Genomic DNA, 25,534 nt, shown 5'->3' on the forward strand with positions numbered 1-25,534 from the left:
GAGTGCCTTCGGAGGTCGTCACTGCTGCCTCTCGGGTCCGTTGTCGAGTCGCGAAGCGGGGTGCGCCCCCGCGGTGACCAGGTCCACCACAGCGGCCCTGGGGTCCTTGCCGGTGACCAGGCTCTCGCCCACCAGCACGGCGTCGGCGCCCGCCCGGGCGTAGGCCAGCAGGTCGTGCGGGCCGCGCACACCGGACTCGGCGATCTTCAGCACGCCGTCAGGGATCTTGGGCGCGATGCGGGCGAAGACGTCGCGGTCGACCTCGAGGGTCTTGAGGTCGCGCGCGTTGATACCGATGATCTTCGCACCCGCCTCGAGCGCCCGGTCGAGCTCTTCCTCAGTATGCACCTCGACCAGCGGCGTGAGGCCGATCGACTCGGCCCTTTCGATCAGCGACACCAGGGCGTTCTGATCGAGGGCCGCGACGATGAGCAGCGCCAGGTCGGCGCCGTGGGCCCGCGCCTCCCACAGCTGGTAGGAGGTGACGACGAAGTCCTTGCGCAGGATCGGGATGTCGACGGCCGCGCGCACCGCGGCCAGGTCTTCGAGGCTGCCGCCGAACCGGCGGCGCTCGGTCAGCACGCTGATGACGTGCGCGCCGCCCGCTTCGTAGTCGCCGGCGAGCGCGGCGGGGTCGGCGATCGCCGCCAGCGCGCCCTTGGACGGGCTGGAACGCTTCACCTCGGCGATGACGGAGACCTTGTCGCCGCCCAGCGCGGCGTACGCGTCCCTGGTGGCCGGCGCCCGCTGGACGCGGTCCTTGAGCTCCGCCAGCGACACGGCCTGCTGCCGATCGGCGAGGTCGGCCCGCACGCCGTCCAGGATCTCGTCGAGCACGCTCACTTGATCTCCTCGCTTGGCTCGCTCACCCGATCAGGGTCCCTCCGGTCGACTGTGCCTCGCAGGGCAGAGGACACCGTGCCATCCGATCAGCTGATCGAGTCGGAGGCCGGCTTCCTCTCCCGACCTTGCCCTGCCGATGGTATCGGGCTTACCGCCGTCGCCTTGCCACAGGGTGCCGGATCTCGGGGCGTCACGGTGCCAGGAACCTGCCGAAAGGCAGATTTCTCACGATCCAGTACACGATCACGAGCGTGAGGAATGCCCAGATATAGGCCGGGTGCGCCAGCGTCGTGCGGACGGGCCTCCCCTGCCAGGTGCGCACGGTCCACCGGCCCCACCAGAACAGCAGGAACGGGATCGTGGCCACCGCGAGAGGGTTGAGCCCGAGGGCCGCCACCACATCGCCGTGGGCCAGGGCGTGGATGGTGCGCAGCGTGCCGCAGCCGGGGCAGTAGAGCCCCGTGATGAACAGGAACGGGCAGGTCGGGTAGTGACCCGGCGCGTTCGGGTCGACCGCGCCGACGTAGGTGAAGACCGCCCCCGTGAGCACCGCGGCACCGAGGGGCGCGAGCATTGACCGCATCCGGTCCGTGCCACGCCTCCCGGTGTGCTCGGCGTGTGAGGTCATCAGTAGTTGTAGGTGTTGACGTTGCCCGCGTTGAAGAGCACCAGGAACAGGACGACGTAGCCCACGACCACGACCACGTCGACGATGATTCCCCAGATCAGCGCCCGCTTCCACCAGGTCTTCGCCTCTTCCGACGCGGCGATGGCCCCCTGGTAGTCGCCGACCGCCCACTTCGAGTTGACCTGCGACGACTTCACGATCGACACGATGCCGAACGGAAGGCAGCAGAACAGCGTGGTGAGGATCGCGGCGACCAGGTGGTTGTCCGGCACGGCCGGCCCGCCGCCGTAGGGCGGCTGCCCGTAGCCGCCGCCCGGAGGCGGGTAACCGCCCTGCCCGTACCCACCGCCCTGCTGACCGTACCCCCCGCCCTGCTGGCCGTAACCGCCGCCCTGCTGGCCGTACCCCCCTGAAGGCTGGCCACCACCCTGCTGGCCGTAGCCGGGCTGCTGAGGGTTGTGATCCTCAGGATTGCCCGGCTGATTCCCGTAGCTCATTGAATGACTCCCGTGACGTCAATGTGCGTGTTGCGCTGCGGCAGCATAGCGACGACCGGCGACACGGAGGGCTGAAGTTTCACTTTGTGGGCAAGTTGTCATGAGAGCGGCAAGGAAGAACGGCTCATCGGCTCTGTCCACCTCAGCCGCCGGTGCGGTGGTCCGGGGGGACGTCGGTGGGATCGTCGCCCCGGTCGAGCGCGTCCCACAGCGACCGCTCGGCACGGCCTGGCCGCTCGGGACCGGGCGCCGGGGCGGCGCGGCCTCCACCCTCAGAGGACGGCGCGGGACGGTCGTACCGGTCGGACATGCCGGGCCAACCGGCGCCTCGCACAACGGCGATCACCCCCGCGGCCAGCAGGACCAGCCCGCCCGCCGTGGCGATGCCCGGCCACGCCCAGGAGGTCGACACGACGACCTGGTCGGCGCCGGACAGTGTCGTGCGCTCCTGGGCGGCCGAGACGACGTGCGAGGACAGGACGCCCTGCCACGAGGCCGCGACGATCGCGGCGCCGAACAGGGCGATCAGGACGCCGATCAGCCTGCGCCACGGGCCCCGGGTCGCGAGCACGGCCACCACCGCTGCCAGCGACGCCAGGGCCAGCGGGCTCAGGACGGGCGCGACGTCGCCTCCGGCAAGCGGCACGGGGGCCGCGTGGAGGCCGCTCGGATCGCCGGAGAAGGCCACACTCGCCCAGGTGCGCCCCCCGGCGACCAGCGCGAGCACCGCCCCCGCGACGCCGGTGGCCACCCACGCCATCAGGGGCCGCCGCGCCCCGCCACGCGCGGGGCTCGTACGGACAGGAGCGGTCGTCATCGCGCCACCCACCGGACGGCGGCGCGCGCGGCCGGGGTCACGCGGACACCTCCAGCACGTCGGCGTCGAAGCAGGTGCGGTCGCCGGTGTGGCAGGCCGCTCCGACCTGGTCGACCTTGAGCAGGATCGTGTCGCCGTCGCAGTCGAGGGCGACGTGCCTGACCCACTGGACGTGGCCCGAGGTCTCGCCCTTCACCCAGTAGGAACCCCGGCTGCGCGACCAGTAGGTGGCGCGGCCGGTGGTCAGCGTGCGGTGCAGCGCCTCGTCGTCCATCCAGGCCAGCATCAGCACCTCACCGGTGTCGTGCTGCTGGACGACCGCGGGCACCAGCCCGTCCGGGGTGCGCTTCAGGCGGTCCGCGATCTTCTGGTCAAGAGGCATGGGGCAATTCTGCCGCAACCAGGCGCAGGGGCAGGTCACCGCAGGGGTACGCCGTGAAACCCGCCGCTCCCCTGTAGACGGAACCGGCGAGCCACTTGGCCGTCGTCGAGGCCACGACGCGTCCCGAGGCGTTCACCAGGAGGGCCGGCGCCGGGATCCGCCTCAGCGCGGGGGTCACGGCCCCCTCGAAGGCCCGCACGAGCACGTCCGCCGCCGCGACACCGACGAAGACGCCCTCCACCAGCACCGGGACCGAGAGCGTGAGGCTGTACTCATCGGTGCACAGATAGTCGACGTAGGGGCCGCAGACGGTGCGCTCGGCACCGGACCGCGGCCCGGCGAACCAGTCCCAGTGGGTGTAGTCGTAGAAGGCGCTGCTCGCGGGGTTCAGGTCGCGCAGGAGCTGCGCGGGGGCGCCGCCGGGGTTGTCCTGCCACCATTCGAGGTACCAGGGCGCGTCGGCGAGCAGGCCGGGGGCGGCGATGAAGCCGATGCCCGCGATCAGCGCGCCGAGGTGCCCGAACAGCAGCGGGCGCAGCGCGGCGAGATCGGCGGTCACCGGCGCGCGCCCGCCGCGCCGTACAAGCAGGATCCGCTCGGCGGCGGCGGCGCGGACCTCGCCCAGGGCGCGGAACACCTGCTCGGCGGTGTCGCTGACGGTGAGGCGCGCCCGGGTCACGGTCGCGCCTGCCTCATCCTCAACCTTCGTTGCCATGATCCCGTCACGTTTCGAGGAGCCGGAGCTCGATGAGATGCTCGACGGCGTCGAGCACGTGCCGCTCGGCCAGATCGCGGGCCTCACCCGCGTCGCCCCGCTGGACGGCCCCGGCGATGGCGCGGTGCTCCGCCACCACCTCATCGTGCCTGGTCGCCCCCGCCCGGGGAAGCCAGAGCAAGGGTCCGATGTCGGCCTGTAACCGGATCTCCTCCTGGGTGAGGCGCGCCGACTGCGAGGCCGCCGCCACCTCGATGTGGAAGCGTCCCTCGACGCGCGTGCGGCGCGCGTCGGACGCGGTGGCCATCTCGTCGGCGGACCGCCACAGGGGCGCGATGTCCTCCGGCAGCGACCGGTGCGCCGCCAGGCGTGCCGCCGCGCCCGCGATGGCGGCGTAGTGGTCGCCGAGGTCGCGCAGCTCCCCCACGGAGTACGCGCGCAGCCGTGCCTCGAACTCGGCGCCGGACGGGTCCGGCGGTACGCGGACGAAGCTGCCGCCGCCACGGCCCCGGCGGGTCTCGACCAGGTCGCGCTGCCGCAGCGCCATGAGCGCCTCGCGCAGGGTCACGGTGGACACCCCGAGCCGCCCGGCTAGCTCCGCCTCGCTCGGGAGCTGCTCGCCGTCGGCCAGCAGCCCGAGGGCGATCGCGTCGGCGAGGCGGCGCACGACGGCGTCCACCCGGGCGGTGCTGTCGAGCGGGGAGAAGACGGCCACGTGAGCGGTGTTCATGCCCGAGCCCTGCCCCTCTGCCGCCTTAATCACAGTGATATCGGATGGTGCGTCACCGCGAAACATTTAACCCCATAGGTTTTGCTTCATGCCAGATCAAAACGTGGCGGTACGGTTGCGCGGCCTGAGCAAGAGCTTCGGGCCCGTAGAGGCCGTCGCCGGTGTCGACCTCGAGGTCGCGGACGGCGAGTTCTTCGCGATGCTGGGCCCGTCCGGATCCGGCAAGACCACCGTGCTCCGGATGATCGCGGGCTTCGAGTCCCCTACCGCCGGCACGGTGGAGCTCGGCGGCCACGACGTCACCCGCCTCACCCCCTTCGAGCGTGACGTCAACACCGTGTTCCAGGACTACGCGCTCTTCCCGCACATGAACGTGCTGGACAACGTGGAGTACGGCCTGCGGGTCAAGAAGGTCGGGAAGGCCGAGCGGCGCGAGCGGGCGGTGACCGCGCTGAGCTCCGTCCGGCTGGAGGGCTTCGAGAAGCGGCGGCCCGCCCAGCTGTCGGGCGGGCAGCGCCAGCGCGTCGCGCTGGCGAGGGCGCTGGTCAACCGGCCCCGCGTCCTGCTGCTCGACGAGCCCCTCGGGGCCCTCGACCTCAAGCTCCGCGAGGAGATGCAGGTCGAGCTGAAGCAGATCCAGCGTGAGGTCGGCATCACGTTCCTGTTCGTCACGCACGACCAGGAGGAGGCCCTGACCATGAGCGACCGGATCGCGGTGTTCGACCGGGGCAGGATCGAGCAGATCGGCACCCCCGCCGAGGTCTACGAGCGGCCCTCGACGCCGTTCGTGGCCGGGTTCGTCGGCACCTCCAACCTGATCTCGGGCGAGGCGGCCAAGGCCGTGCTCGGCAGGGACGGCACCTTCAGCGTGCGTCCGGAGAAGCTCCGCCTCGTGCTCGACGTGGACGCCCCCGTCGCCGAGGGCGACCACAGCGTGACCGGCACCGTCGCCGAGGTGGTGTACGCCGGCGCGGCGACCCGGTTCGTCGTCGACCTCGACGCGGGCGGGCGGCTGATCGTCACGCAGCAGAACCTCGAGGTCTCGTCCATGGAGGTGACGGGCCTGCGAGGCAGCCGCGCCCGGCTCGTATGGAACCGCCGCCACGAATTCGCCATCGCCTCCTGAAGGCCGGACACCCCTCATCCCGTCCAGCACCGCGCTCCACCCCTCAAGGAGAAACACCATGCGGTCCACCCGACTCGTGATCGCCACCGCCGCGCTCGCGCTGGCAGCCGCCGCCTGTGGCGGCGGCTCGACCGGCACCTCGACCGGCGGCGCGGCCGCCCCCGGCCAGAGCGCGTTCACCCCTCCCAAGCTGGAGGCGCCGAAGAGCCTCGGCGCCGGCGAGGGCCAGGTCAACCTGGTCGCCTGGGCCGGTTACGCCGAGGACGGCTCCAACGACCCGAAGGTCGACTGGGTCCATCCCTTCGAGCAGGCCAGCGGGTGCAAGGTCAACACCAAGACCGCGGGCACCTCCGACGAGATGGTGAACCTGATGAAGACCGGCGAGTACGACGCCGTGTCCGCCTCGGGCGACGCGTCGCTGCGCCTGATCGCCTCCGGCACGGTCGCCCCGGTGAACACCGACCTGGTGCCCAACTACAAGAACGTGTTCGAGGGGCTGAAGCTCAAGCCGTGGAACTCGGTCAACGGAGTGGCCTACGGCGTGCCGCACGGCAGGGGCGCCAACCTGCTCATGTGGCGTACCGACAAGGTCACCCCGGAACCGGACTCCTGGAGCGTCGTCTTCGACCCGGCCTCGCCGTACAAGGGCAAGCTGACGGCCTACGACTCCCCCATCTACATCGCCGACGCCGCGCTGTACCTGATGGCCACCAAGCCCGACCTCGGCATCAAAGACCCCTACGCCCTGGACGACAAGCAGTTCCAGGCGGCGGTGGACCTGCTGAAGCAGCAGAAGCAGAACATCGGCGAGTACTGGTCGGACTACACCAAGGCCGTGCAGTCGTTCAAGAGCGGCGACGCCGTGGCGGGCACGACGTGGCAGGTCATCGCGAACCTGGTCGAGGCCGACAAGGCGCCCGTCAAGGCCACGCTGCCCAAGGAGGGGTCCACCGGCTGGTCGGACACCTGGATGGTCGCCGCCGAGGCCAAGCACCCCAACTGCGCCTACAAGTGGCTCGACTGGATCATCTCCCCCAAGGCCAACGCCCAGGTGGCCGAGTGGTTCGGTGAGGCGCCCTCGAACTCCGAGTCCTGCGCCCAGACCGCCGACAAGGGCTTCTGCGACACCTACCACGCCACCGACGAGTCCTACTTCTCCAAGGTGCACTTCTGGACCACCCCGATCGCCCAGTGCCTGGACGGCCGTACGGACGTCAAGTGCAAGGACTACTCGGAGTGGACCCGGGCCTGGACGGAGATCAAGGGGTGATCGGTTCCGCATCGGGGACGCCGGCGGCCCCGGCGTCCCCGTCCGGCCGCGGGGGCACGGCGCCGGCGCGTCCCGGCCCCCGACGCAGGCTCGCCGCCGCGCTCCACCGGCACGCCGGGGTACGGCTGTCGCTGCTGCTGTCGGCGCCCCTGGCCTGGCTCGGCGTGGCCTACCTGGGCGCGCTCGCCGCCCTGTTCGTGACCGCCTTCTGGACGACGGACTCCTTCACCGGCGACCTGGTCAGGACGTTCACCTGGGCCAACTTCCACGACGTCCTCACCATCGAGGTCTACCGGACGGTCGCGCTGCGGTCGCTCGGCGTCGCGGTCGCGGTGACGCTGATCGACATGATGATCGCCTTCCCGATGGCGTTCGCGATGGCCAAGCTGGCCTCGCCGCGCACCCAGCGCTGGCTGGTCATCGCCGTCCTGACCCCACTGTGGGCGTCCTACCTGGTCAAGGCGTACGCCTGGCGGGTGATGCTGTCGTCGGACGGCCTGCTCGGCTGGGGGTACGGGCTGACGGCGACCATCCTGACGCTGTCGTACCTGTGGCTGCCCTACATGATCCTGCCGATCTACGCGGGGCTGGAGCGCCTGCCGAACTCCCTGCTGGACGCGGCCGGCGACCTCGGCGCGCGGGGCTGGCGGACCTTCCGCACGGTGGTGTGGCCGCTGACGTTCCCCGCGATCGTGGCGGGCTCGGTGTTCACGTTCTCCCTCTCGCTGGGCGACTACATCGCCGTGAAGATCGTCGGAGGCAAGAGCCAGCTCATCGGCAACGTCGTCTACGACAACATCGGCGCCGCCAACAACCTGCCGTTCGCCGCCGCCGTGGCGACGATCCCGGTCTTGATCATGCTGGTGTACCTCGCCGCCGTGCGCCGTACCGGAGCGCTGGAGAACCTATGACCCGCGCTCCCCGCACCTGTTCCGACCCGGTGGACCGGAGGCTTTCGTGAACCTGTCCCGCGCGGCACGGCTGGCACTGCGCCTGGCACTGGCCCTCGGCCTGGCGGTGATCTACGTGCCGCTGGGGATCGTGCTGCTGAACTCCTTCAACGCCGACCGGACCTTCGCCTGGCCGCCGACCGGGTTCACCACCCGGTGGTGGAGCACGGCCTGGAACTCCTCCGGCGTGCGCGACGCCCTGTGGACCTCGGTGCAGGCGGGAGCCGGCGCGACGGCGATCGCGCTGGTCCTCGGCACGATGGCGGCCTTCGCCGTGCAGCGCTACCGGTTCTTCGGCCGCGACACCATCTCGCTGCTCATCGTGCTGCCGATCGCCCTGCCCGGAATCGTGACCGGCATCGCGCTCAACAACGCCTTCCGCACGATCCTCGAACCCTTCGGCGTCGGCCTGGGCCTGTTCACCGTCATCGTGGGCCACGCGACGTTCTGCGTGGTCACCGTGCACAACAACGTGCTGGCGCGGCTGCGCCGCATGGGGACGAACATCGAGGAGGCCTCCGCCGACCTCGGCGCGGACACCTTCACGACCTTCCGCCTGGTGACGTTCCCGATGATGCGCTCGGCGCTGCTGGCGGGCGGGCTGCTCGCGTTCGCCCTGTCGTTCGACGAGATCATCGTGACGACGTTCACCGCCGGGGCGGGGGTGCGGACGCTGCCGATCTGGATCTTCGAGAACCTCTTCCGCCCGAACCAGGCGCCGGTCGTCAACGTGGTCGCCGCCGCGCTCATCGTCTTCTCGGTGGTCCCGATCTACTTCGCGCAGCGCCTCTCCGGCACCACCAGCACCCACTGACCCGGGATTGCCAAGCAACATCGCGCAATATGCGGGTACAGAGAGAAATCTAAGGGCTACGGTCGGGATGTCACGACATCACGTAACCGAAGAGGTGGCCCCCATGCCCCCGACCCGTATCACCGAAGCGAAGGGAATCCTGGCCGCGCGGCTCCGGGAGATCCGCAGCGAGGCCAGCCTGACGGGGCGGACCCTCGCCTCCGAGGCCGGCTGGCACTACTCGAAGGTGTCCAAGATCGAGCACGCGTCGCAGTTGCCGAACGAGAACGACATCAGGGTCTGGTGCCGGGTCTGCGACGCGGAGGAGTACGTCGTCGACCTGATCGCGGCCGTGCGCAACATCGATTCCATGTACACCGAGTGGCGGAGGCTGGAGACCACCGGCCTGCGGCACGTCCAGGAGTCGTTCCAGCCGCTCTACCGGGAGACCCAGCAGTTCAGGGTCTACCAGCACTCGGCGGTTCCCGGGCTGCTGCAGACGCCCGAGTACGCACGCGCGCACCTGCGGGCGATCATCGACTTCCGGGGCATCCCCGACGATCTCGACGCGGCGGTGACCGCCCGCCTCGCGCAGCAGGAGGTGCTCGGGGCGGGCGGCAAGCGGTTCATGTTCGTCGTCGGCGAGCAGGCGCTGCGCACCGCGGTGTGCGACCCCGAAGGGATGGTCGCCCAGCTCGACCGGCTGGTCCGGATCACGACCAACATGCCGCAACTCAGCTTCGGCGTGATCCCCGCGACAACCCGGCCACCGATCATGCCACCCGAAAATTTCTGGATATATGACGATAATCAGGTCAGGGTGGATACGGTCCCCGGGCAGTTCAGAATCAAGGCGCCCACCGACGTCGCGCTGTACGAGAAGGCGTTCACCAAACTCGCCGAGGCCGCCGTCTATGGTCAGGCGGCACGCGACCTCATCACCGCGACGTCGGACGGATTGCGAGGAACATGAAGCAACTTCGTTGATCCCGAGATCGGCCGCCACCTAGCCTCTTGGGCGACACCTCCGTGGCGACGCGGGCCGTGGCCCGCCTCGCACGGCCCACGACGAGCCAGGCGAGCCCAGTCGCGCCGGTGAGGAGCCACCTCGTGCCCGCCCTCCACGTTGAAGCCGCCGCCCTCGCCGGCCGCCGTCCCGCGGCGGCCGTCCGGCAGATCGCCGAGGACCTCCAGACCTGCCTCGCGCGCCGGAACATCCCCGCGTACGTCTACTTCCTCGAAGACGGCCAGGCCGCCGTCTCTCTGTGGCAGGGCCTGCTGGCCCGGGTCGACGGCCGCATCATCTGGTGGACCAGCCCGCACCCGAGCCGCAGGGGCGGCGTCCTGCGCACGTTCGCCCTCGCTCCCGCCACCGCCGCCGCCCGGCTGGCCGAGCACTACGCGACCCTGCGCGCGCGCCCGCTCCCCGAGCTCTTCGCCGACCCCGAATAACCGCTCTCCCCCGGCCATGTTCATCCGCGAAGTCCCCAGCACACCGGAGCCGACCATGACGACCACCGACAAGGTCGCGTCCGCGACCACGGCCAGCACCCACCGGACGGCCACCGCCCACCTGCACGCGCTGGGCGAGGTGCTCCAGGCGCGCGGCCTGTACGTGCGCGTCGGAGCGACCGCCGGCGGGCTCCCGCAGCTCATCGTGATCAGTACCGTGGTGCCCACCCTGTCAGAGGTGATCTTCGCGGCCCAGCGGCAGGGGACCTGGTGGTTCTGGTGGTCGTGGGCCGAGCGCATCGCCCCCGTCGACGACCTGGCCACCACCGAGGCGCGGATCCGCCAGGCGCTCACCCCCTCGGACCGCCAGGACCGCTGAGCGGCCGCGGGGTGAGGCCGGCGAGGTAGGAGATCGGCTCAGCGGGGCCGCCCGGCTTGAACTACTGAACAAGCAGGTTTTGACGAGCTCTACGACGACCTGGCGGCCGAGGTCCAGGAGGCGTAGAGGTCGGCGTACACGCCGTCCTGCCGCACCAGCTCGGCGTGCGGCCCGCGCTGGACGACACGGCCGTGCTCGAACACCAGCACCTCGTCCGCCGCCTCGGCGGTGGACAGGCGGTGGGCGATCGACACGGCCGTACGGCCGCGGGTGACCCCGTCGAGGGCCCGCGCTATCCGCACCTCGGTGGCGGGGTCCACGGCGGAGGTCGCCTCGTCGAGCAGCAGCAGGTCGGGGTCGGCGAGATAGGCCCTGGCCAGCGCGACGAGCTGGCGCTCCCCCGCGGACAGCGACTCGCCTCGCTGGCCCACCGGGGTGGACAGGCCGGCGGGAAGGCCCTCCAGCCAGTCGGTCAGGCCCAGCTCGGTCATGGCGAGGTCGATGTCGGCGTCGGTGGCCGAGGGGCGGCCGTAGCGGATGTTGTCCGCGAGCGAGCCGCTGAACAGGAACCCGTCCTGCGGCACCATGACGATCCGCTCCCGGAGGGAGGAGAACCGCACCTTGCGCAGGTCCACACCGTCGACCAGGACGCGCCCCTCGGTCGGGTCCATGAGGCGGGTGAGCAGCTTGGCGAAGGTCGTCTTGCCCGAGCCGGTCTCGCCGACCACCGCGACCCGCGTCCGGGGCGCGATGTCGACCGAGACCTGGTGCAGCACGGGAGGCCCGTCCGGGTAGGCGAAGCCCACGTCCTGGAAGGAGACCGTGATGGAGCCGCGCGGCAGCGTCACCCCGTTCACCGGGTCGGCCACGTCCGCCGGCGTGTCCAGCACGCCGAGGACCCGCCTCCACCCGGCGACGGCGTTCTGAGCGTCGTTGAGCACCTCGGTCGCGGTCTGCAGGGGGCTGATGAAGAGGGTGATGAGGAACAGGAACGCGACCAGCCGCCCGGCGGAGATCGTGCCGCCGACGCCGAGCTCGACCCCCAGCAGCACCACCCCGGCGACCGCGACCGCGCCCACCAGCTCGGTGATCGGAAAGGTGAACGCGACGATCTTCTGAGCCCGGGTCTGGGCGTTGCGCTGGGCGTTGACGGCCTCGTCGATGCGCCGGGCGGTGCGCTCCTCCGAGCCGTACGCGCGGATCACCGCGCTGCCGACCACGGACTCGCTGATCGCGGACAGCATGTCGCCGGTGCGCTCACGGACCTGGGTGTACGCGCGGGCCACCCAGCGCTGGAACCTCGGCAGCACGATCACCAGCGGCAGGAAGCAGCCCCAGACGACCAGCGCGAGCTGCCAGGAGTAGAAGGCCATCAGCACGCTCGCGATGAGCAGCTGGCCCACCGAGATGATGACCATGAGGCCACCCCACTGCATGAACGTGCTGATCTGGTCCACGTCGCTGGTGACCCGGGAGACCAGCGCGCCGCGCCGCTCGGTGTTCTGCGTGAGCACCGACAGGTCGTGGACGTGCCGGAACCCCTTGCCGCGCAGGGAGGCCAGCCCCGACTCGGTCGAGCGGTAGAGGCGGACGTTCATGAGGTAGCCGCACAGCGCGGTCAGCGACACCGCGACCGCGCACAGCAGGACGGCGTTCCTGATGAACGGCACATCCGGCGTCGCGTTCTTCAGCCCTCGGTCGATGACCTGCTGAACGGCGATGGGGACGATCACCTTGCCGAGCGTGGCGGCCACCGCCAGCACCAGCGTCACCGGCAGGCCGGCGCGGAACTCCGGCGACAGTTCAAGCCCCCGCCGGAACGTCCCGAGAGCCGAGCGCTGCTCCACCCGCAGCGACGTCGTCATGCCACGTTCTTCGACCCGCGACGTCATGCCACGATCCCCTCGTCGGCGTCGAGCGCCGCGCGCTCGGATTCCTCACGTTCGTAGGCGGTGACGAGGTTGCGGTAGCCCTCGCACCGGGCGAGCAGCACGTCGTGCGGGCCCCGGTCGGCGACCCTGCCGTGCTCCAGGTAGACGACCTCGTCCGCCAGCGCGATCGTCGCCATCCGGTAGGCGACCACGATCACCGTGGAGTCCGGCGACCCCTCCCGCAGGCCGTACAGGATCCGGCCCTCCACCTGCGCGTCCACGCTGGAGGTGGAGTCGTCCAGGATGAGCAGCCGCGGAGTCCTGACCAGCGCCCTCGCGAGCGCCAGCCGCTGCCGCTGGCCGCCCGAGAGCGTCGCGCCACGCTCGCCGACCTGCGTGTCCAGGTTTTTCGGCAGGGCGCTCACGAACCCCTCCGCCTGGGCGAGGCGGAGCGCCGCCCAGATCTTCTCGTCCGGTACGGGCTCACCTGCGTCCGTCCCGAGGGTCAGGTTGCCGCGCACGGTGTCGTCGAACAGGAACGTCTGCTGCGGGACCAGGGACGCGGCCGTGCTCACCTGGCCCTTCGCGACCTCGCGCAGGTCGGTGCCGTCGATGAGCACCTGGCCCTGGTCGGGGTCGATCAGCCGGACGAGGAGCTGGGTCAGCGTGGACTTGCCCGAGCCGGTGGGGCCGACGATCGCGACCGTACGGCCGGGCCCGACCTGGAAGTCGACCCCGGACAGCACCGGCGTGTCCGCCGAGTAGCCGTAGGTGAGGCCGCGCACCTCCAGCCGGGCGGGGCCGCCGGCGTCCAGGCGGGCGGTGCCGTACTCCATCGAGCCGGAGGCGTTCAGCACGTCCTGCACCCGCGTCCAGCCGACGACGCTGCGCGGCATCTCGGCGAGCACCCAGCCGAGCGCGCGGATCGGGAACGCCAGCAGCGTGAACAGGTAGGACACCTGGATCAGCTCGCCCGACGAGACGTCGCCGGCGGCGAGCCGGATGGAGCCGAACAGCAGCACGGCGAGCACGCCCAGCGTCGGCAGCGCCTCCAGCAGCGGGTCGAACAGCCCGCGGATGCGGCCCACGGCGATGTTGGCGTCACGAAGCTCGTCCGCCTTGGCCTGGAAGCGGACGGCCTCGGCGTCCTCCCTGCCGAGGGTCTTGACGACCAGCGCCCCGTCGAAGCTCTCGTGGGCGATCTCGCTGACCTCGGCGCGGAGCTGCTGGGCGCGCATCGCGAGGGGGGAGAGCCGGCGCTGGTAGACGAGGTTCAGCACAGCGATAGCCGGAAATATCAGGAAACCGACGAGGGCGAGCATCGGGTCCACGAGCAGGATCGCGACGGCGGCGGTGACCAGCATCACCACCACGCCGACGGCCATGGGCAGCGGGGCCAGCGGGGCCCAGGCAGCCTCGGCGTCGGAGCTGGCGTTCGACAGCAGCTGGCCCGTCGGGTGGCGGTGGTGCCAGGCGAGCGGCAGCCGCAGGTACTGCCGCGTGACCGCGCGGCGGGATCTGGCCTGCATGCGGTACTGCATGATGCCCGCGAGCACCCTGCGGCCGATCACGCCCGCCGCCTTCACCACCGCGACGCCCACGATCAGCAGGGCCGCGGTCACCAGCGTGCCGGTGGTCGCGTGCCCCTCGCGGAAGGCGGGCAGGACGGCGTTCTCGGTGGCCCATCCCAGCGCCCATGAGGAGCCGACGGTCATGATCCCGTAGACGGAACTCGCCAGGACCGCGCCGGTGAAGATCCGGGGCTCGGTACGGATCGCGTGCCCGACGACACGCAGTCCCTGACGCATGACTGTCGGACTGTGCTGGCGCTCGCTCGGCACGCGGGGGATCCTCTCGACGGGGCCATGCCTGGTGAGGGCCTGTCTGTTTCGCTGGACGGGGGGAACGTCCGCCTCAATCCCTATCATCCGGTGCAAGCCGTTTATTCCCACCCCTATAGTGCCGGGTCGCCCCCGGGGCCCCCCTTGTAGGGTGATCAGGGTGACGCACGCACGCGCCGAGCGCGAAGCCCTGAGTGATCTCCTCGACAGTCTGGGCCCTGAGGCCCCGACACTGTGCGAGGGGTGGACGACCGCCGACCTCACCGCCCACCTGGTCGTCCGCGAGCGCCGGCCTGACGCCGCCGGAGGCATCGCCATCAAGCCTCTGGCGGGCTACACCGAGTCCGTGCAGAACAAGGTCAAGGCAGGTAAGCCCTACCGCGAGCTGGTCGACGACGTGCGCCAGGGCCCGCCCCGATGGTCGCCGTACGGCCTGGTGCCCGGCCTCGACGCGGCGGTCAACACGCTTGAGTTCTTCGTCCACCACGAGGACGTCCGGCGGGCCCAGCCCGGCTGGGAGCCCCGCGAGCTGCCCGCCGACCTGGTGGAGGTCATGTGGAAGAGGGTCTCGGGAGGCGCGCGGCTGATGCTCCGCAAGTCACCCGTCGGCGTGGTGCTCCGCCGTACCGACGGGCGCAAGGCCGGGGGCAAGAAGGCCGAGCCGCACGTGATCGTGACCGGCGAGCCGGCCGAGCTGCTGCTGTTCGCCTTCGGCCGCCAGGAGCACGCCCGGGTGACCTACGAGGGCGACGAGGCCTCGATCGAGCGGCTGCGCGGCGCCAAGCTGGGCCTCTGACACCAGCGGCCCCATCCCTGCAACCACCCGGGCCCCGCATCCGTTGGGGCGCGTATCACGGGTGTCCGTCGCACAGCGGATAGGACGGTCATGCCCTGACTATGATCATCTCAAGGCCGCCGCGTGACCGATTCCGGAGATCGGCCAGTCCGCGCTTCGGGTAGGACCACGTCACTGGAACCACGGGAGAGGCGATCCGATGAAGACCAAGAAGGTACTGCTGTACCTCGTCATCGCGTTCGCGGTCTTCTACGTGTACTCCCGGCCCGCCGAGGCGGCGACCGCGGTCAGGGGCATGGCCACGGGGATCAGCTCGGGCGCGGGGCAGCTCGCCATGTTCTTCTCCAAGCTGCTTCACTGATGAGCTGAGCGGCCCCGCGCCCCCCGGTGGCGCTACCTCACGGGATGCCCGGCCTCGCGCAGGGTGTCCTTGACGTCGGAGATCTTGAGCTGACCGAAGTGGAAGACGCTCGCGGCGAGGACCGCGTCGGCCCCCGCGTCCACGGCCGGAGGGAAGTCGTCGAGCGCGCCCGCCCCGCCGCTCGCGATGACCGGCACGGTCACGGCCTCGCGCACGGCCCGGATCATCGGAAGGTCGTACCCGCCCTTGGTGCCGTCGCCGTCCATGGAGTTCAGCAGGATCTCGCCCACGCCCAGCTCCTGGCCCCGGCGCGCCCACTCGACGGCGTCGATGCCCGTGCCCCGGCGGCCGCCGTGCGTCGTGACCTCGAAGCCCGAGGGGGTGGGCGGGCCGTCCACGACGCGCCGCGCGTCGACCGACAGCACGACGCACTGGGCCCCGAACCGGCGGGACGCCTCGGTCAGCAGCTCAGGGCGCGTGATCGCGGCGGTGTTCAGCGACACCTTGTCCGCGCCGGCGCGGAGCAGGCGGTTGACGTCGTCGACCGACCGCACTCCCCCGCCGACGGTCAGCGGGATGAACACCTGCTCGGCCGTGCGGCGGACCACGTCGAACATGGTCTCCCGGTCGCCCGAGGAAGCGGTGATGTCGAGGAACGTCAGCTCGTCGGCGCCCTCGGCGTCGTAGCGCCGCGCCAGCTCGACGGGGTCGCCCGCGTCCCTGAGGTTCTCGAAGTTGACGCCCTTGACCACCCGGCCGGCGTCGACGTCCAGGCAGGGGATGACGCGTACGGCGACGGTCATGCCCTCACCGCCGCGAGAGCCTCCTCCAGCGTGAACGCCTGCGCGTACAGCGCCTTGCCGACGATGGCGCCCTCGACTCCGTCCGGGACCAGCGTGGACAGCGCGCGCAGGTCGTCGAGCGAGGAGACGCCCCCGCTGGCGATCACGGGCTTGTCGGTGCGGGAGCACACCTGGCGGAGCAGGTCGAGGTTCGGCCCGCGCAGGGTGCCGTCCTTGGTGACGTCGGTGAGGACGTAACGCGGGCAGCCGTCGGACTCCAGCCGGTCGAGCACCTCCCACAGGTCCCCGCCCTCCTTGGTCCAGCCACGGGCGGCCAGCGTGGTGCCCCGCACGTCGAGGCCGACCGCGATGCGGTCGCCGTACTCAGCGATGATCTTCGAGCACCAGGCGGGGTCCTCCAGGGCGGCGGTGCCGATGTTGACGCGCCTGCACCCCGTGGCGAGGGCCGCCTCCAGCGACGCGTCGTCACGGATGCCGCCGGACAGCTCGACGTGGACGTCCAGCGCGCCCACCACGGACGCCAGCTGCTCGCGGTTGGACCCCCTGCCGAAGGCGGCGTCCAGGTCGACCAGATGGACCCACTCGGCGCCCGCCTGCTGCCACGCGAGAGCGGCGGCGAGCGGGTCGCCGTACGAGGTCTCCGTACCCGCCTCACCCTGCACGAGGCGCACTGCCTGGCCGTCCGCGACGTCCACTGCGGGCAACAGCACCAGCGACATTGTTACGACCTCCGGTCGAATACGACGGTGACGAGCACCGGGAAGAGCAGAAGGGACAACACCAGGACGCCCAGCCGGGCGGCCCACCCGCTGAGCAGCAGCCAGGAGGCCGCCTGCACCAGCACGAACAGCACGGCGACGACGGAGTTCTGCGCCCGCCGGCGCCTGGCGATCAGGCCGCCCTGGCGCGCGACCCTGATCGGCTTCGGCACCAGCGCGGCCAGCCGGCCGCGCAGCCCGCGCCACCGGGCCCTGCGCTCCTCGCGCCTCGCGCGCGCGGCGGCCTGCCGCGCCTGCTCGGCCTCACGCTCGGCGCGGCGGCGCGCTCGCTCCTTGCTCATGCGGGCCCCTAGCCGGGAAGACGGGTGGCGGCGTGCCGGGCCGGCCTGAGGGGGACCACGGCGCGCCGGACCCGCCCGGGTAAGACCACGGCGCGGCCGGACGTCGTTCGGGAGCTCACAGCGTGCCCAGCCAGTTCTTCAGCAGCACCGCGCCCGCGTCGCCGGACTTCTCGGGGTGGAACTGGGTCGCCATGAGCGGGCCGTTCTCCACCGCCGCGACGAACGGCACGCCGTGCTCGGCCCACGTGACCAGCGGCTGGGTGAAGCCGGGACCGGCCTCCAGCTCGAACTTGCGCACGCCGTAGGAGTGCACGAAGTAGAACCGCGTGGCGTCGCCGAGCCCGGCGAACAGCGCCGACCCCTCGGGCGCCTGGACGGTGTTCCACCCCATGTGCGGCAGGACGGGCGCGTCGAGCCGCTCGACGACGCCGGGCCACTCGCCGCAGCCCTCGTCGTGGCCGAGGCCCTCCTCGGTGTACTCGGCGCCCTCGGCGAACAGGATCTGCATGCCGACGCAGATGCCGAGCACCGGGCGCCCGCCGGCCAGGCGGCGGCCGATGATCTGCTCGCCGCGCACGGCCTTCAGCCCGGCCATGCAGGCCGCGAAGGCTCCGACCCCGGGGACGACGAGCCCTTCGGCGTCCATCGCGGCGTCGAAGTCGGCGGTCACCGTCACCTCGGCGCCGACGCGGGCGAGCGCCCGCTCGGCCGACCGCAGGTTGCCCGAGCCGTAGTCGAGGACGACGACCTTGGTCATCACACCACCCCCAGGATGCGGGTGCCGGAGTCGAGGACGGCGGCGCTCACCACCACAGCACCCCCGCGGTGATCGCGAGCACGGCGCCCACGCCGAGGACGACGGCGCCGATCTTCAGCCCCTGCTTGAGGAACGAGTAGATGCCGCCGAGCATGAACAGCCCGATGAAGACCATGGCGACCGCGGTCCAGTTCGAGCTCATAGGACGCCCTTGGTGCTGGGCACGCCCGTGGCGCGCGGGTCGCGCTCTGTGGCCTCGCGCAGCGCGCGGGCGAGGGCCTTGAACTGCGCCTCGACGATGTGATGGGCGTTGCGCCCGTACGGCACGCGCACGTGCAGGCAGATCGCGGCCTGCGCGACGAAGGACTCCAGGATGTGCCGGGTGAGGGTCGTGTCGTACTCGGGGCCGATCATCGGGGCCATGCCCTCGGGCTCGGAGTGCACCAGGTAGGGCCGGCCGGACAGGTCGACCGTCACCTCGGCCAACGACTCGTCGAGCGGGCAGGACGCGTTCCCGAACCTACGGATGCCCGACTTGTCGCCCAGTGCCTCGCGGAAGGCGGCGCCCAGCGCGATAGCGGTGTCCTCGATGGTGTGGTGCGAGTCGATGTGCAGGTCGCCATTGGTCTTCACGGTCAGATCGAACAGGCCGTGCTTGCCGAGCTGGGCCAGCATGTGGTCGAAGAACCCGACGCCGGTGGACACCTCCACCCTCCCGGTGCCGTCGAGGTCGACCTCCACCAGCACCGAGGTCTCCTTGGTCGTACGCTCGACGCGGCCGGTCCTCGGCCTCGGCTCGCCCGCGGCGGGACTGGTCACAGGATTTCCTCCAGGTCGTCGCGCGCGGGCCTGCCGGGCGCGGGGGTTACTCGGGACTCGGCCAGGGCGCCGGACATGGCCTCGCGGAAGGCCGCCATCTCCTCCGCGGTGCCGACGGAGACGCGCAGCCACTCGGGCGGGCCGACCTCGCGGATCAGCACGCCGCGCTCCAGCAGCGCCTCCCAGACCGCGCGGCGGTCGGGGAACCGGCCGAACAGCACGAAGTTGGCGTCGGAGTCGGCCACGGACAGGCCGCGCTCCCTCAGCCACCCCACACAGGCGTCGCGCTCGGCGCGCAGCCGGTCGACGGTGCCGAGCAGCTCGTCGCGGTGCGCGACCGCGACCCTCGCCGCGGCCTGGGTCAGCGTCGACAGATGGTACGGCAGGCGCACCAGGAGCAGGGCCTCGATCACGGCAGGGTCGGCCGCCAGGTAGCCGAGGCGCGTGCCCGCCATGGCGAACGCCTTGGACATGGTGCGGGTGACGATCAGCCGCGGGTTGCCGGGCAGCAGGCTCAGGGCGCTCGGCGTGCCGGTGCGGGCGAACTCGAAGTACGCCTCGTCGACCACGACCATGCCCGGCGCGGCCTCGACCACCCGCTCGATGACGGCGAGCGGCAGGGCCGTGCCCGTCGGGTTGTTGGGGCTGGTCAGGAACACGACGTCGGGGCGGTGCTCCTCGATGGCGGCGACGGCCTTGCCGGGGTCGACGCCGAAGTCGTCCTCGCGGGAGCCGGAGATCCACCGGGTGGAGGCGCCGGTCGTGATGATCGGGTGCATGGAGTACGACGGCTCGAAGCCGAGCGCCGACCTGCCGGGACCCCCGAACGCCTGGAGGATCTGCTGGAGCACCTCGTTGGAGCCGTTGGCCGCCCACACCTGGCCGGCCGTGAGCCCGTGACCGAGGTAGGCCGCGAGGTCCTCGCGAAGGGCCACGGCGTCCCTGTCGGGATAGCGGTTCAGCTCCGAGGCGTCCCGCCGCACGGCCTCGGCCAGGTCGGCGACCAGGCCGGGAGACGGCGGGTAGGGGTTCTCGTTGGTGTTCAGCCGGACCGGCACGTCGATCTGGGGCGCGCCGTACGGCGAGCGCCCCCGCAGGTCGTCACGGATGGGCAGGTCATCGAGGCGCGCGGCCCTGCCAGGGCTCAGGGAGGTCACCGGGACCCCCCGCCGAACCTGGCGCGGACCGCGGCGCCGTGCGCGGGGAGGTCCTCGGCCTCCGACAGCGCGTACACGTGCGGCGCGGCCTCCTCAAGGGCGTCACGGGTGTAGTCGACCACGTGGATGCCCCGCAGGAAGGTCTGCACGGAAAGGCCCGCGGAGTGGCAGGCGCAGCCGCCTGTCGGCAGCACGTGGTTGGAGCCGGCGAGGTAGTCGCCAAGGGACACCGGGGCGTACGGGCCGATGAAGACGGCGCCGGCGTTGCGGACCCGGGCGGCGACCTCGTGGGGGTCGGCGGTCTGGATCTCCAGGTGCTCGGCGGCGTAGGCGTCGACGACGCGCACCCCGTCGTCGAGGCTGGACACCAGCACGATGCCCGACTGCGGGCCGGCGAGCGCCTCGGCGATGCGCTCCGAGTGCCGCGTGGCGGCGACCTGCCCGGGAAGCTCCTTCTCGACGGCCTCGGCCAGCTTCTCGCTGGTGGTGACCAGCACGGCGGCGGCGATCACGTCGTGCTCGGCCTGGCTGATCAGGTCGGCGGCGACGTGGGCGGGGTCGGCGGTGTCGTCGGCGAGCACGGCGATCTCGGTCGGGCCCGCCTCGGAGTCGATGCCGACGCGCCCCTTGAGCAGGCGCTTGGCGGCGGCGACCCAGATGTTGCCGGGACCGGTGACCATACGGACCGGGGCGCACTCCTCGGTGCCGTAGGCGAACATCGCCACGGCCTGGGCGCCGCCCACGGCGTACACCTCCTCGACCCCGAGCAGCGCGCACGCCGCGAGGATGGTCGGGTGGGGCAGCCCGCCGAAGCCGGCCTGCGGCGGGGAGCTGACCGCCAGGGACGCCACCCCCGCCTCCTGGGCGGGCACGACGTTCATCACGACGCTCGACGGGTAGACCGCGCGCCCGCCGGGGACGTAGAGGCCGACCCGGTCGACGGGCACCCACCGCTCGGTGACCGTGCCGCCGGGGACGACCTGGGTGGTGGTGTCGGTCCTGCGCTGGTCACGATGGACCAGGCGCGCCCTGCGGATCGACTCCTCCAGCGCGGCGCGCACGGCCGGGTCGAGCTCGGCGAGCGCGGTGGTGAGAGCCTCGGCGGGCACGCGGGTGGAGCCGAGCTCCACGCCGTCGAACCGGGCGGTGAGCTCCCGCACGGCCGCCACTCCCCTATGGCGCACGTCGTCGCAGATGGGCCGCACCTTCGAAAGGGCGGCCTCCACGTCGAGCTCGGCGCGGGGCAGCACGTCGCGCAGGTCGTCCGGAAGGGACCCGCGCAGGTCGATACGGGATATCACCGGTCCAGTCTACGGAGGGTCGCGCCCCGATCCGGTTCCAGTCCGCCATTCGGACGACGCCTTTACATTGTAGATTTTAACTTGTCGTTAAGCTGGGGCCGTGAGCAAGACGAAGAACAAGGGAGGCCAGGGCACTCCCGCCACCGTGGCGCTGGCCAGGGCCGAGGTCGGCTTCACCCTCCATCCCTATGATCACGATCCAAGCGCCCAGGCCTACGGCGAGGAGGCCGCCGACGCGCTCGGCCTGCCGTACGAGCGGATCTTCAAGACGCTGGTGGCCGAGGTCGAGACCGGGCTCGCGGTCGCGGTCGTGCCCGTATCCGGCAAGCTCGACCTGAAGGCGTTCGCCTCCGCCCTGGGCGGCAAGCGCGCCGCCATGGCCGACGCGGCCAAGGTCGAGCGGGTCACCGGCTACGTCGTCGGCGGCATCAGCCCGCTGGGACAGCGCAAGGCCCTGCCCACCGTGATCGACTCCTCCGCGCTGGAGTTCGAGACGATCTTCTTCTCGGCGGGCCGGCGCGGGCTGCAGATCGAGACCGCCCCCGCCGAGCTGGTGCGCCTCACCCGGGCGACCACCGCTCCCATCGGCAAGGCGCCCTGACCACGCTTGGCAACCCTTGCCGTCGCCTTCCCGCGATTCGGGTGACCAGACTGGCGTCAACTGCCATAAGACCAGGCCCCGCGTGCCCGAAGGAGCAAGAGTGACCGAGTTGTTCTACCTGTCCGCCACCGAGATGCTGGACCTGCTGCGCGCCAGGGAGATCAGCGCGGCCGAGCTGGCCGAGGCCCATCTCCGGCGGATCGACGAGGTCAACGGCGAGGTCAACGCGGTCGTCACGCTGGTCGCCGACCAGGCGCTCGCCGAGGCGCGCGCGCTCGACGACGGCCTCGTCCGCGGTCACTGGCGGGGCCCGCTGCACGGCCTGCCCATCGCCTACAAGGACCTCACGGACACGGCCGGCATCCGCACGACGTACGGCTCGCCGATCTTCGCGGGCCACGTCCCCGAGGCCGACGCGCTCGTGGTCCGGCGCGCCAGGGCCGCGGGGGCGATCACGGTCGGCAAGACCAACACGCCGGAGTTCGGCACCGGCTCGCACACCGTCAACGAGGTGTTCGGCGCCACCCGCAACCCCTACGACCTCACCCGCAGCGCGGGCGGCAGCAGCGGCGGGGCCGCAGCCGCGCTGGCCTCGGGCATGGTGCCGCTGGCCGACGGCTCCGACATGGGCGGATCGCTGCGCAACCCCGCGTCGTTCTGCAACGTGGTGGGGCTGCGGCCGACCCCTGGCCGGGTACCCGACGCCTCGGCGACCTCGGCCTGGTTCACGCTCGGCGTGTCGGGGCCCCTGGCGCGGACCGTCGGCGACGCCGCGCTGCTGATGAGCGTCATCTCCGGCTTCGCGCCCACCTCGCCGTTCGCCGTCAGGGAGGACGGCTCCGCCTTCGCCGGGTCTCTGGAGTGCGACCTGGCGGGCCTGCGGGTCGCCTGGAGCCCTGATCTCGGCGGGCTGCCCGTGGACCCGGAGACGGCCGCCGTGACGGCGCGGGCGCCGGGCGTGCTGGCCGGGCTCGGGGCCAAGGTGGAGCAGGTCGAGATCGACCTCGCGGGCGCCGAGGAGGCGTTCCGCACCTACCGCGCCTGGTACTACGCGAGCGCGTTCGGCGACCTCCCCGCCGATCAGGTCGGCCCGAACGTCGCCTGGAACATCGAGCGCGGACGCGAGGTCACCGGCGCCGACCTGGCACGCGCCGAGCGCCTGCGCAGCCGCCTGTTCCAGCGTGTGAACGCCTTCTTCGACGACCACGACATCCTGATCGCCCCGGTCAGCCAGGTGCCGCCCTTCCCGGTCGACCAGCCGTACGTCACCGAGGTGGCGGGCACGCCGATGCCCGACTACCTGGCGTGGATGCGGTCGGCGTACTGGATCAGCGTCCTGCACGCCCCCGCGGCCTCGGTGCCGTGCGGGTTCACCCCGGGCGGCCTGCCCGTCGGCGTGCAGATCGTCGGGCGGCCGTGGGACGACCTCACGGTGCTCAAGGCCGCGCACGCGTTCGAGCGGGCGACCGGCCATGGGGCGAGACGCCCCGCGCTCGGCCGCTAGCCCGGCACACGCGGGACCACGCCCGGCCGCCGGCCGGGGCGGACGCGGGATCGCGCTAGCGGCCCCCGTCGCGCTCTTCGCCGACGCCGCCCGCGCCGGTCGCCGGCTCCGGCGTGTCGCGGCCGTCGACGGACTCCAGGATGCCGAAGATCACTACCGCGACCAGCGCCCAGCTCAGCAGCACGCCGCGCGCCGTGACGCCGAGCACGTCGACCGTGGACCCGATGCCGGCCGAGCGCGGCGCCGCCGCCTGGACCATCGAGCCGCCCAGGGACGTGCCGACGCTGAGCGCGAGGAAGCCCGCGAGCAGGCCGCCCACCGCGAGCCCGGCCAGCAGCGCGATCGGGCGCCCCTTGCGCGCGAGCACGTACGCCACGACACCGCAGACCAGCCCCGCGACGCCCGTCACGACCACGAACCAGCCGTCGGCCGCGATCAGGGACTGGGTGGTGGGGTCGGTCAGCTCCGGGCCGGTCTTGGTGATGACGTACGGCGTGCGGGGGGCGAGCGCCGACCAGCAGAATCCCGCCGCCACGCCCATGAGGGCGAGCACGACCACCGTCAGCCCGAAGTCCCGCAGATGCCGCACCCGATCACCTCGCCTGTCACGCGTCCCTGTACCAGCGTACGGATCCGCACATGCTATCGAGGTAAGCCCCGCCACCGCGCCTCCTGGCACGCCCGGGCCCCCGTTAGGCTGTCCCCCGTGAGCGAAGAGGTATGGCTGATCGAGTCGTCCGGACCTCTGCGGGGGGACGTCGAAGTACGCGGTTCGAAGAACGCGGTGTCCAAGCACATGGTGGCCGCGATGCTCGGCATCGGCCCGAGCACGCTGCACAACGCCCCCGAGGTGGGCGAGGTGGGCATCACGGCCGCCATGCTGGAGGCGCTCGGCATCGAGGTCGACATCAACGGGGGTGAGATCACCCTGGAGCGCGGCCCCGAGATCAGGCCCCGGGTGCCGGAGGCCTTCACCGGGCTCAACCGCATCCCGATCCTGATGCTCGGCCCGCTGCTGCATCTGGCCGGTGAGGCGTACGTCCCGCTCGTCGGCGGCGACCCCATCGGGCGGCGGCCGGTCAACTTCCACGTCGAGGCGCTCCGGGCGATGGGCGCCGAGGTCGAGGTGCGCGACACGGGCATCTTCGCCAAGGCCACCCGGCTGCGCGGCACTCGCGTCGAGCTGCCCTATCCCAGCGTCGGCGCGACGGAGACGATCCTGCTGTCGGCCGTCCTCGCCGAGGGCAAGACGGTCATCAAGGGCGCGGCCACCGAACCCGAGGTGGTCGAGCTGGCGCTGTTCCTGCAGCGCATGGGCGCACGCATCGAGCTCAGCCCCGACCGCCGCATCGTCATCGAGGGCGTCGAGCGCCTGCGCGGCGCGTCCACCTGGCTCGCGGGCGACCGCATCGAGGCCTTCTCCTACCTCGTGGCCGGCCTCATCACCGGCGGCGAGGTCCGCGTGCACGGCTGCCCGCAGGACCGGCTCGTCACCGCCATCACGACCCTCGCCCGCATGGGCGCGACGTTCGACATCACCGACGACTGGCTGACCGCCTCCGCGCCGAACGGCCTGCGGGCCGCCGCCGTGCAGACCGACACCCACCCCGGCTTCATGACCGACTGGCAGACGCCGCTGATGGTGCTGTTCACGCAGGCCGAGGGCATGTCGGTCCTGCACGAGACCGTCTTTGAGAACCGGCTCGTCTATGTGCCCGCCCTGCAGAAGATGGGCTGCGAGATCGAGATCTTCGACGTGTGCCTGGGTGGGCCCGCGTGCCGCTACCACGACACCAACGCCAGGCACTCCGCGGTCGTCAGGGGCGTCTCCAAGCTCCGGGGCGCCGACGTCACCCTGCCCGACATCCGCGCCGGGTTCTCCGGGGTGCTGGCCGCGGCCGTCGCCGAGGGCACCTCGACGCTGCGGGGCGTCCACCACATCGAGCGCGGGTATCACCGTGTTTTCGACCAGTTCACCTCACTTGGGTTGAAGATCAACCGGGAAGCGTAAAGATTCCCCGGTAGGGCGTTTGCCGACGTTCCCTCGGTCGCACTTCTATCCCCGTGACCTCGGGATCCGA

General features: G+C 71.7%; 30 protein-coding genes. 12 read left to right on the top strand and 18 right to left on the bottom strand.

Annotation, left to right across the window (positions count from 1 at the left end):
• Window positions 1–18 precede the first annotated feature (18 nt).
• The 7 genes from trpC to AB0O34_RS16640 form a co-directional block, all read right to left on the bottom strand.
• A complete protein-coding gene (gene trpC, locus AB0O34_RS16610; protein WP_363916264.1) occupies window positions 19–843 on the bottom strand; it encodes an indole-3-glycerol phosphate synthase TrpC in 825 nt (274 codons plus the stop codon).
• 190 nt (window positions 844–1,033) lie between these two features.
• On the bottom strand, window positions 1,034–1,417 hold the full coding sequence (locus tag AB0O34_RS16615) for a DUF2752 domain-containing protein (RefSeq protein ID WP_363916266.1): 384 nt from the start codon (window positions 1,415–1,417) through the stop codon (window positions 1,034–1,036).
• Between the two features lie 53 nt (window positions 1,418–1,470).
• Complete coding sequence (locus tag AB0O34_RS16620) at window positions 1,471–1,968, bottom strand: CD225/dispanin family protein (RefSeq protein ID WP_363916267.1); 498 nt, start codon at window positions 1,966–1,968, stop codon at window positions 1,471–1,473.
• 142 nt (window positions 1,969–2,110) lie between these two features.
• Complete coding sequence (locus tag AB0O34_RS16625) at window positions 2,111–2,785, bottom strand: TIGR02234 family membrane protein (protein ID WP_363916268.1); 675 nt, start codon at window positions 2,783–2,785, stop codon at window positions 2,111–2,113.
• A gap of 37 nt (window positions 2,786–2,822) precedes the next feature.
• Window positions 2,823–3,167 carry a phosphoribosyl-AMP cyclohydrolase gene (gene hisI, locus AB0O34_RS16630; protein WP_363916269.1) on the bottom strand — a complete coding sequence of 115 codons (345 nt, stop codon included), beginning with the start codon at window positions 3,165–3,167 and terminating at the stop codon, window positions 2,823–2,825.
• Window positions 3,157–3,882 carry a hypothetical protein gene (locus AB0O34_RS16635; protein ID WP_363916270.1) on the bottom strand — a complete coding sequence of 242 codons (726 nt, stop codon included), beginning with the start codon at window positions 3,880–3,882 and terminating at the stop codon, window positions 3,157–3,159. The genes hisI and AB0O34_RS16635 overlap by 11 nt, the downstream gene beginning before the upstream one ends.
• A gap of 7 nt (window positions 3,883–3,889) precedes the next feature.
• Window positions 3,890–4,612 (bottom strand): FCD domain-containing protein, encoded by a 723-nt coding sequence (locus AB0O34_RS16640; RefSeq protein WP_363916271.1) that lies wholly within the window; start codon window positions 4,610–4,612, stop codon window positions 3,890–3,892.
• An 88-nt stretch (window positions 4,613–4,700) separates the two neighbouring features.
• Here AB0O34_RS16640 and AB0O34_RS16645 point away from each other — a divergent pair, with 88 nt between their 5' ends.
• The 7 genes from AB0O34_RS16645 (at window position 4,701) to AB0O34_RS16675 (ending at window position 10,582) form a co-directional block, all read left to right on the top strand.
• Entirely contained in the window at window positions 4,701–5,738 is a 1,038-nt protein-coding gene (locus AB0O34_RS16645; RefSeq protein WP_363916272.1) for an ABC transporter ATP-binding protein, read from the top strand.
• A 58-nt stretch (window positions 5,739–5,796) separates the two neighbouring features.
• Window positions 5,797–7,008 (top strand): ABC transporter substrate-binding protein, encoded by a 1,212-nt coding sequence (locus AB0O34_RS16650; RefSeq protein WP_363916273.1) that lies wholly within the window; start codon window positions 5,797–5,799, stop codon window positions 7,006–7,008.
• Window positions 7,005–7,919 (top strand): ABC transporter permease, encoded by a 915-nt coding sequence (locus tag AB0O34_RS16655; protein ID WP_363916274.1) that lies wholly within the window; start codon window positions 7,005–7,007, stop codon window positions 7,917–7,919. Before AB0O34_RS16650 ends, AB0O34_RS16655 begins: the two co-directional genes overlap by 4 nt.
• A 46-nt stretch (window positions 7,920–7,965) precedes the next feature.
• Window positions 7,966–8,772 carry an ABC transporter permease gene (locus AB0O34_RS16660; RefSeq protein ID WP_363916275.1) on the top strand — a complete coding sequence of 269 codons (807 nt, stop codon included), beginning with the start codon at window positions 7,966–7,968 and terminating at the stop codon, window positions 8,770–8,772.
• 103 nt (window positions 8,773–8,875) lie between these two features.
• Window positions 8,876–9,724 (top strand): helix-turn-helix transcriptional regulator, encoded by an 849-nt coding sequence (locus tag AB0O34_RS16665; RefSeq protein WP_363916276.1) that lies wholly within the window; start codon window positions 8,876–8,878, stop codon window positions 9,722–9,724.
• A gap of 137 nt (window positions 9,725–9,861) precedes the next feature.
• Complete coding sequence (locus AB0O34_RS16670; protein WP_363916277.1) at window positions 9,862–10,203, top strand: hypothetical protein; 342 nt, start codon at window positions 9,862–9,864, stop codon at window positions 10,201–10,203.
• 55 nt (window positions 10,204–10,258) lie between these two features.
• Window positions 10,259–10,582: a hypothetical protein gene (locus AB0O34_RS16675; RefSeq protein WP_363916278.1), complete on the top strand. Its 324-nt coding sequence runs from the start codon at window positions 10,259–10,261 to the stop codon at window positions 10,580–10,582.
• An 89-nt stretch (window positions 10,583–10,671) separates the two neighbouring features.
• Here AB0O34_RS16675 and AB0O34_RS16680 read toward each other — a convergent pair whose 3' ends face one another.
• Window positions 10,672–12,474 (bottom strand): ABC transporter ATP-binding protein, encoded by a 1,803-nt coding sequence (locus AB0O34_RS16680; RefSeq protein ID WP_363916279.1) that lies wholly within the window; start codon window positions 12,472–12,474, stop codon window positions 10,672–10,674.
• On the bottom strand, window positions 12,471–14,261 hold the full coding sequence (locus tag AB0O34_RS16685; RefSeq protein ID WP_363916301.1) for an ABC transporter ATP-binding protein: 1,791 nt from the start codon (window positions 14,259–14,261) through the stop codon (window positions 12,471–12,473). Before AB0O34_RS16685 ends, AB0O34_RS16680 begins: the two co-directional genes overlap by 4 nt.
• Before the next feature lie 193 nt (window positions 14,262–14,454).
• Here AB0O34_RS16685 and AB0O34_RS16690 point away from each other — a divergent pair, with 193 nt between their 5' ends.
• Window positions 14,455–15,090, top strand: a complete 636-nt coding sequence (locus tag AB0O34_RS16690; protein ID WP_363916280.1) for a TIGR03085 family metal-binding protein — start codon at window positions 14,455–14,457, stop codon at window positions 15,088–15,090.
• A 199-nt stretch (window positions 15,091–15,289) separates the two neighbouring features.
• Window positions 15,290–15,451: a hypothetical protein gene (locus AB0O34_RS16695; RefSeq protein ID WP_363916281.1), complete on the top strand. Its 162-nt coding sequence runs from the start codon at window positions 15,290–15,292 to the stop codon at window positions 15,449–15,451.
• 32 nt (window positions 15,452–15,483) lie between these two features.
• On the opposite strand, the gene hisF is transcribed toward AB0O34_RS16695, so the two are convergent.
• The 8 genes from hisF to hisD form a co-directional block, all read right to left on the bottom strand.
• Window positions 15,484–16,254 carry an imidazole glycerol phosphate synthase subunit HisF gene (hisF, locus tag AB0O34_RS16700; protein WP_363916282.1) on the bottom strand — a complete coding sequence of 257 codons (771 nt, stop codon included), beginning with the start codon at window positions 16,252–16,254 and terminating at the stop codon, window positions 15,484–15,486.
• Window positions 16,251–16,973, bottom strand: a complete 723-nt coding sequence (gene priA / locus AB0O34_RS16705; protein ID WP_363916283.1) for a bifunctional 1-(5-phosphoribosyl)-5-((5-phosphoribosylamino)methylideneamino)imidazole-4-carboxamide isomerase/phosphoribosylanthranilate isomerase PriA — start codon at window positions 16,971–16,973, stop codon at window positions 16,251–16,253. Before priA ends, hisF begins: the two co-directional genes overlap by 4 nt.
• A 2-nt stretch (window positions 16,974–16,975) precedes the next feature.
• Window positions 16,976–17,314 carry a hypothetical protein gene (locus AB0O34_RS16710; protein ID WP_363916284.1) on the bottom strand — a complete coding sequence of 113 codons (339 nt, stop codon included), beginning with the start codon at window positions 17,312–17,314 and terminating at the stop codon, window positions 16,976–16,978.
• 115 nt (window positions 17,315–17,429) lie between these two features.
• Window positions 17,430–18,074 (bottom strand): imidazole glycerol phosphate synthase subunit HisH, encoded by a 645-nt coding sequence (gene hisH / locus AB0O34_RS16715; RefSeq protein WP_363916285.1) that lies wholly within the window; start codon window positions 18,072–18,074, stop codon window positions 17,430–17,432.
• A gap of 43 nt (window positions 18,075–18,117) precedes the next feature.
• Window positions 18,118–18,273: a hypothetical protein gene (locus tag AB0O34_RS16720; RefSeq protein WP_358560088.1), complete on the bottom strand. Its 156-nt coding sequence runs from the start codon at window positions 18,271–18,273 to the stop codon at window positions 18,118–18,120.
• Window positions 18,270–18,890 carry an imidazoleglycerol-phosphate dehydratase HisB gene (gene hisB, locus AB0O34_RS16725; RefSeq protein ID WP_363916286.1) on the bottom strand — a complete coding sequence of 207 codons (621 nt, stop codon included), beginning with the start codon at window positions 18,888–18,890 and terminating at the stop codon, window positions 18,270–18,272. Before hisB ends, AB0O34_RS16720 begins: the two co-directional genes overlap by 4 nt.
• Window positions 18,887–20,047 carry a histidinol-phosphate transaminase gene (locus AB0O34_RS16730; protein WP_363916287.1) on the bottom strand — a complete coding sequence of 387 codons (1,161 nt, stop codon included), beginning with the start codon at window positions 20,045–20,047 and terminating at the stop codon, window positions 18,887–18,889. Before AB0O34_RS16730 ends, hisB begins: the two co-directional genes overlap by 4 nt.
• Window positions 20,044–21,348: a histidinol dehydrogenase gene (gene hisD, locus AB0O34_RS16735; RefSeq protein ID WP_363916288.1), complete on the bottom strand. Its 1,305-nt coding sequence runs from the start codon at window positions 21,346–21,348 to the stop codon at window positions 20,044–20,046. Before hisD ends, AB0O34_RS16730 begins: the two co-directional genes overlap by 4 nt.
• Window positions 21,349–21,448: 100 nt before the next feature.
• Here hisD and ybaK point away from each other — a divergent pair, with 100 nt between their 5' ends.
• On the top strand, window positions 21,449–21,949 hold the full coding sequence (gene ybaK / locus AB0O34_RS16740; protein WP_363916289.1) for a Cys-tRNA(Pro) deacylase: 501 nt from the start codon (window positions 21,449–21,451) through the stop codon (window positions 21,947–21,949).
• A gap of 100 nt (window positions 21,950–22,049) precedes the next feature.
• Window positions 22,050–23,453 (top strand): amidase, encoded by a 1,404-nt coding sequence (locus tag AB0O34_RS16745; RefSeq protein ID WP_363916290.1) that lies wholly within the window; start codon window positions 22,050–22,052, stop codon window positions 23,451–23,453.
• A 55-nt stretch (window positions 23,454–23,508) separates the two neighbouring features.
• Here the strand turns inward: AB0O34_RS16745 and AB0O34_RS16750 are convergent, their stop codons facing one another.
• Entirely contained in the window at window positions 23,509–24,042 is a 534-nt protein-coding gene (locus tag AB0O34_RS16750; protein WP_363916291.1) for a hypothetical protein, read from the bottom strand.
• Between the two features lie 117 nt (window positions 24,043–24,159).
• Here AB0O34_RS16750 and murA point away from each other — a divergent pair, with 117 nt between their 5' ends.
• The gene (murA, locus tag AB0O34_RS16755) at window positions 24,160–25,464 is read left to right on the top strand and encodes a UDP-N-acetylglucosamine 1-carboxyvinyltransferase (RefSeq protein ID WP_363916292.1); all 1,305 of its coding nucleotides are present in this window, start codon (window positions 24,160–24,162) and stop codon (window positions 25,462–25,464) included.
• Window positions 25,465–25,534 lie beyond the last annotated feature (70 nt).

It is taken from the genome of Sphaerisporangium sp. NPDC088356, assembly GCF_040685555.1.
Taxonomy (GTDB): Bacteria; Actinomycetota; Actinomycetes; order Streptosporangiales; family Streptosporangiaceae; genus Sphaerisporangium.